Below are 5,098 nucleotides of genomic sequence, written 5' to 3'. Positions count from 1 at the left end.
GACGCCACACCTCCTGGCGAGGTCCACGAGTTTGATCAGCGCCCGGTGCATCAGGCGGGCATCGGTGGGATAAGCCACCGCCTTGGGCTGAACCGTGGTGTCGACGGCGACCCGCTCGAGATCCTTGGTCGCCAGAGCTCCAGTCTGGTACGCCACCGCGAGGCTTTCCTGCAGCAGGGCCGTGAGATGCTCCTCGCCCAATCGCTGGCGCCAGCGCGTCAAGGATGAGCGGTCATCCTTCGACAAGCTCAGGATGAGGCGGCAGATCATGGCGGAAGCTGACCTCACCGCAGAAGAACTGCACGTAGGGGCTGTCGAGGAAGCGGGCGCACAGCGCCTCGTCGGACAAGCTCTCCATGTGCTTGAGGATCATCAGCCCGGCGATCAGCCGCACCGGCAAGGGCGGCTGGCCGGGTCCGGGCTTGTAGACGCTGCCGAGCCGGCGCTCGAGGAAGGCCCAGTCGATGCGCTGGGCCAGCAGCACCAAGGGATGCTTCAGGTCAATGATGCTGTCCAGGGCGGGGCGGAACAGATCCTTCTGGCGCTCGTCTTTCGGCGTCGACATGGCGCAACTCCGGCCGGGTGGAGTGCTCCTGATTGAATCAGATCCCGGGCCGGAGCGGCAACGGAAAACGCAGGAAATCCACCGCTGTCGCCCCGCAATCCTGCAAATCCGAAGCTGGCGATACGACCAATATCCCAATCATTCCAATGGGATCGGGATTCTTCACAGACGACTACCTCACCGTCTGAGGATCAAATTTCAATGCACTAAATGCCGTAGCATGCTCCCAAGGTACGAAAGCGAGCGAAGATCACAGGAGACAGCATTCACTCCTTGGAAGAGCTGCTCAGAAGCTTGTGCTCCCGTAAGAGCAGCTAATGATCTTCACGCAAGGCCTGCAACAGAGAGACCTGCGTGCCGAAAGAAGCTGATGATCATCTCAGGTTGACCTTGCAAGCGACAGAATTCACGGCGCGCGAGACGGTGCAGATCGGCGACTGATTCAGGGAGCGCATTGGCCATCGCGCGCTTGACGAGGGCATTGCATTGCTCCTCCGGGTTCAGCTCTGGAGCATAGGCCGGCCGATACGCCGCCGCATAATCTTGCGGATGTGCCGCAATGAAAGCGGTGGTGGCCCGGGAGCGATGGGCCTTCAGCCGATCCCAGACCACCAGCAGCGGCATTCCGACCTTCCGGCGGAAGAAGCGCAGGGCCACGGTGACACAGTGGCTGGAGATGCTCCTCCGGAAGTGGCGCGCATACAGCCGGCCATCCGGCGTGATCGCCACGATGCTTGAGACCTCGCGTCGCTTGCTCATCCGCTGGAGCACCGGCGTCAGCCCGCTTCGCGCCCAGGTCGTGGCCGGCCGCGCCCGGAAGCTGTGGCCCGTCTCATCCACGAGCAGGAGCGTCCGGTGCTCCCGCTGGGCTTTTGTTTGAGCGCCACCCACTCGCGCTTGGGCCAGACCGCGATGACGAGCTCGTCGCGCTCCTTGGCCCGTGTGGCGGGACGCTGCACGCTGAAGCCATGCGCTTTGAGGGGCCGTTCCAGGTAGCGCGGATGATAGTGCACTCCGAATTCCCGCTCGATCAGGGCCGCGATGCGTGCGAGGGTCCAGCGCTCGGTGGCAAAGCCCGCCGCCACCGCACCCCGATCCAGCAGCCGTCCCAGGCGGATCCAGGCCTTCTCATCCAGGCGGGGGAGTTGTCCGGGAATGGAGCGAGCTTACAGGCCATGCGGACCCTCCCGGGCGAGGGTGGCGGCCCAGCGGCAGACACTGGCGCGGCTCACCCCCAGTTGCCGGGCGATCTCCGCCTGAGAGAGCTGCCCCCGATGTAACAGCACCGCTGCTGCCAAGCGGCGCTCCTCCATCTGCTCCGGCGTCAGATGCGCCGGACGCCACACGTTGTCCTCCATCGCGCACCTCCTCACGAGGATCGACACCCCCCTATGTTACACCACCTTCGTGAGGTTCATTAACGCCCTGCGCTGCAGATAAGCTCAGAAAGATAAATGCCTAACCTTATGCTTGGCATGACATCGATGTGAGCCGCTCATGGGTGCCTCTATTTTGCGGCCCATCGACGGCTCCAATGATTGAACGTACCGAGCAACCTTCTTAGACGAATACCCCGTGGCTAGTTTCATGAGAAACCTCAGCCACCCAGGTGGGTTGCGTCCTCCATATCTTTTCTGCGCTGCTTCGCCCGGCGGTCATAGCTCGCCTGGTTTTTGGTGCACACCAGCGTGTAGGGCCGACCGCGACGATCAGTGGTAACATCCACATCGCAGTGAGCCCGTTGGATCGTCTGCTCAACGTGGGAACGATCTGCTTCGACGGCTTTGAAGGCCCATGTCTTGCGCTCAGGATCCGCCAAGAAGCGGCTCAATTCGGCGCAATGCTGGCATTGACAGGAGAGCACGCTGGCCCGACTCCAGTCATGAGGCGGCGCCAACGGTTCGGCAATCCGGGCGCGCAGGTGCTCAAGACAGGCATCCCGCAGCCGCTGGACCGCTGGCTCTTGCGCGATCACTGATCGAACCAGGTCCCGCATCGCCGGGATCAGAACGGTGTCCAAGTTATAAGTCTGGTGCCACGTCAGCATGTGACCGACCGCTTCCTCAGCCAGTCGTGCATCAATCCGGCAGAGAGCCTCCAGGAGATCAATGACGAGACGAGGCTTCACGCCTCGATCCTGCCACCAAAACCCTGCACCCGGTGCCTGCTGCTGATCGCCTGGCAAGGCGTCGACCAAGGCCGTCGCGGCCCCTCTGAGGTCGGCTTTCCGGCCTTGCCCCCCTGCGGTCGCCAGCACGGCGAGCAGATTCCCACAGGCGGTCAAGGAGGTCGCCGCATTCCCGGCGATAATTTGCTGGGTCAAGGCTGCGGCTCGCCGAGGCGACAAGAGGCCGAGCGCCTGAACAATGGCCTCATTGCCACCCTCGGTGTAGACGCCGCTGCCCTCCGCAATGGTCGCCAGGAATGCCTCAAGGCGCGCCTTATCCTCAAGCTGGATCAGGAGGAGCAGCATCTGAGTGGCGTGGCCGGAGGTCGTCTCTTGCAACAAGTATCTCTCCTGCCTGGGCCAGGAGGCGATCATGTATCCGGAGAGTTCATGCGCCTCACGCCACAGGGATGACATGTGATTCTCGCCGCTGCGCAGCCAACGCTCGGTCAGGTCGGCCAGACAGGGGAGGGTGACCGCCACGCCGGCCTGACACAGAACGGCGAGGAAGCGCTCGCGCGGCCAGAGCACGAGAGCCGCCCGACGGTAGGTTCGCTCGAACGAGGCGCCCTCGTTACCGGTTGCCTCATGAAAGTGCTCCTCGTCAGGCTCCAGGTCGTCGAGAGCATCAGGCGGGCAGAGTTCATCGTCTCTAACCGGAATTTCACCCAGCACCGAGGGCTGATCATCCGGCCGCCGCCATGTTGACAGGGCAATAGAGCGGTCGAGGACCTCAACCTCCTCAAATTCGTCCTCGTCAGGTTCCGACCACCGGCGGTACGAGGAACTGTAACCCGTGTAGTCTGCACTGCCGCTCTCTTCGACCGCGATCAAGGCTAGGTGGAGATCGCAGTCGGCCACCTGGGCGGCGGCCATGAGCACCGCCGCCGCGGCGGCATCGGCGCCTTTCAACGCTCTAAACCCGAGTTCAGCTGAAGTATAGGCATGCTCGAGCGGAAAGATAAGTTTTTCAGGTGCGTCAGCGATTGAACGGTTCAGATCAGCGGCCCAGGCCTGCAGGAGCGCCGCGAGCCTGGCCTGTTGGCTGGCATAGCTGGGAGGCTCAGGCAGCCGCCCCGGCCCGGGACGCAGCAGGTTGTATATCAAGGCCAGCCGAATGCCCGACGTAACGGGCAGAACCTCGTGAACACAATCGGCATAGAAGGCGGCGAACGCTACCTCCGAGGGGTCAGGGGAGTGGAGGTCGAGCCGAACCTCGCGATCCGTATGGCGGACCAGAAGTTCACCCCCGGTCGATGTCGAGGGCAACACCACCACCAGCGTAGCGAACATCCCGGGCGTTTTCTCGGTATCCCGATGGCTCGCAAAGAAGCTGCCTTCATCGTAGAGCAGGAGCTTGTAGAACTCAGCTTGTACGGGCCCAGTGACGCCAAGGCCGTCACAGACACGGGCTAGGATCGTAGCCAGCGTCCGTGCCCAACCCCGGCCCTGGATCCGAACCTGGTCTGGGCCGATCTGCCACGTCCGACGAACCGTCGTGTCGACCAGAGTATGCTCTCCCCGTCCATAGGGAGCCCGCTCGGCCGCCGCAATGAGCTGTTTGGCTTGAAGCTGAAGAAGCGGAAGCGCGATTGGACCGACGCCCTCCACCTCCAGCTGTGGCGCAAGGAATTCGATTGTGCCGGAGGCGAAGAAGTCGCCTGGGCGGCGCACTGTGGCCAGGACTCCAGCCAGTTCGCTCGTGAGGGAGGACATTGACGCGGTCCACTTCGCGGGAAGCACAATGAAGTGGAGCATACAATATGACACGCTCCGCTGCCACGGCTACGGAAGCCCCATCAAAATGTTCGTATCAGCCGTTCTGCCTTGTACTGCGTCCTTGGCCCTCAAGCGACATCGATTGAGAGAGGCAGGTTACAGCGGAATGGAAAACCGAAGCTCCCGCCCGTCAGCGTTATGAGGCCGTCATCGAGCTGCTTTAGGTCAGACCCGTGGCCGCTTGGCCTGAGGGACACAGACAGGCACGGATGCACTGCCGTCCTTGTCGCCTCACCCAGTTCCGCAGTAGCCGCGGAAGGACCGGAAGCGGTTACCTCGTGTTTACAGGTTCAGCGTTTGCGCTCAAGGGGTGCAGCCTCCGCCTGTGCTGTGCGAACACCACGGATCGGTGGCTGTGGGGGAGGCGTTGCTTTACGCACAGTCAACCCGATCTGGGGAACACCCGCCTGCGGCTGACGACCTGCAGATGAGACGGCTTGAAGCGGAGGGCGAGCCATGGCTGGCTTCGGCTGAACTAGGTCGTGTGGACGGATTTGATCAGGATGAAGCTGAGAGCAAGGGTGACGAACGAGCCGTAGTTCTCATCCGTCTTCTCGCAGCGTAAAGCAACGCGCTTGAAGCGCTTG

4 protein-coding genes and 1 pseudogene are annotated in these 5,098 nt (G+C 62.6%); all 5 read right to left on the bottom strand.

Annotated elements, in window-relative coordinates:
* Nucleotides 1-565, bottom strand: a pseudogene (locus DDF70_RS35305) (transposase); the annotation flags it as partial.
* 324 nt (nucleotides 566-889) lie between these two features.
* Nucleotides 890-1,405: a transposase gene (locus tag DDF70_RS35300; protein WP_162820899.1), complete on the bottom strand. Its 516-nt coding sequence runs from the start codon at nucleotides 1,403-1,405 to the stop codon at nucleotides 890-892.
* Entirely contained in the window at nucleotides 1,342-1,650 is a 309-nt protein-coding gene (locus DDF70_RS35295) for a helix-turn-helix domain-containing protein (RefSeq protein WP_162820898.1), read from the bottom strand. The genes DDF70_RS35300 and DDF70_RS35295 overlap by 64 nt, the downstream gene beginning before the upstream one ends.
* A gap of 81 nt (nucleotides 1,651-1,731) precedes the next feature.
* A complete protein-coding gene (locus DDF70_RS35290) occupies nucleotides 1,732-1,923 on the bottom strand; it encodes a helix-turn-helix domain-containing protein (protein ID WP_114949146.1) in 192 nt (63 codons plus the stop codon).
* 239 nt (nucleotides 1,924-2,162) lie between these two features.
* On the bottom strand, nucleotides 2,163-4,448 hold the full coding sequence (locus tag DDF70_RS35285; protein WP_114949148.1) for a 2OG-Fe(II) oxygenase: 2,286 nt from the start codon (nucleotides 4,446-4,448) through the stop codon (nucleotides 2,163-2,165).
* Nucleotides 4,449-5,098: the final 650 nt, after the last annotated feature.

This window comes from Microvirga calopogonii, assembly GCF_003347665.1.
Taxonomy (GTDB): Bacteria; Pseudomonadota; Alphaproteobacteria; order Rhizobiales; family Beijerinckiaceae; genus Microvirga; species Microvirga calopogonii.
This window is presented reverse-complemented; position numbering and strand designations above follow the sequence as displayed.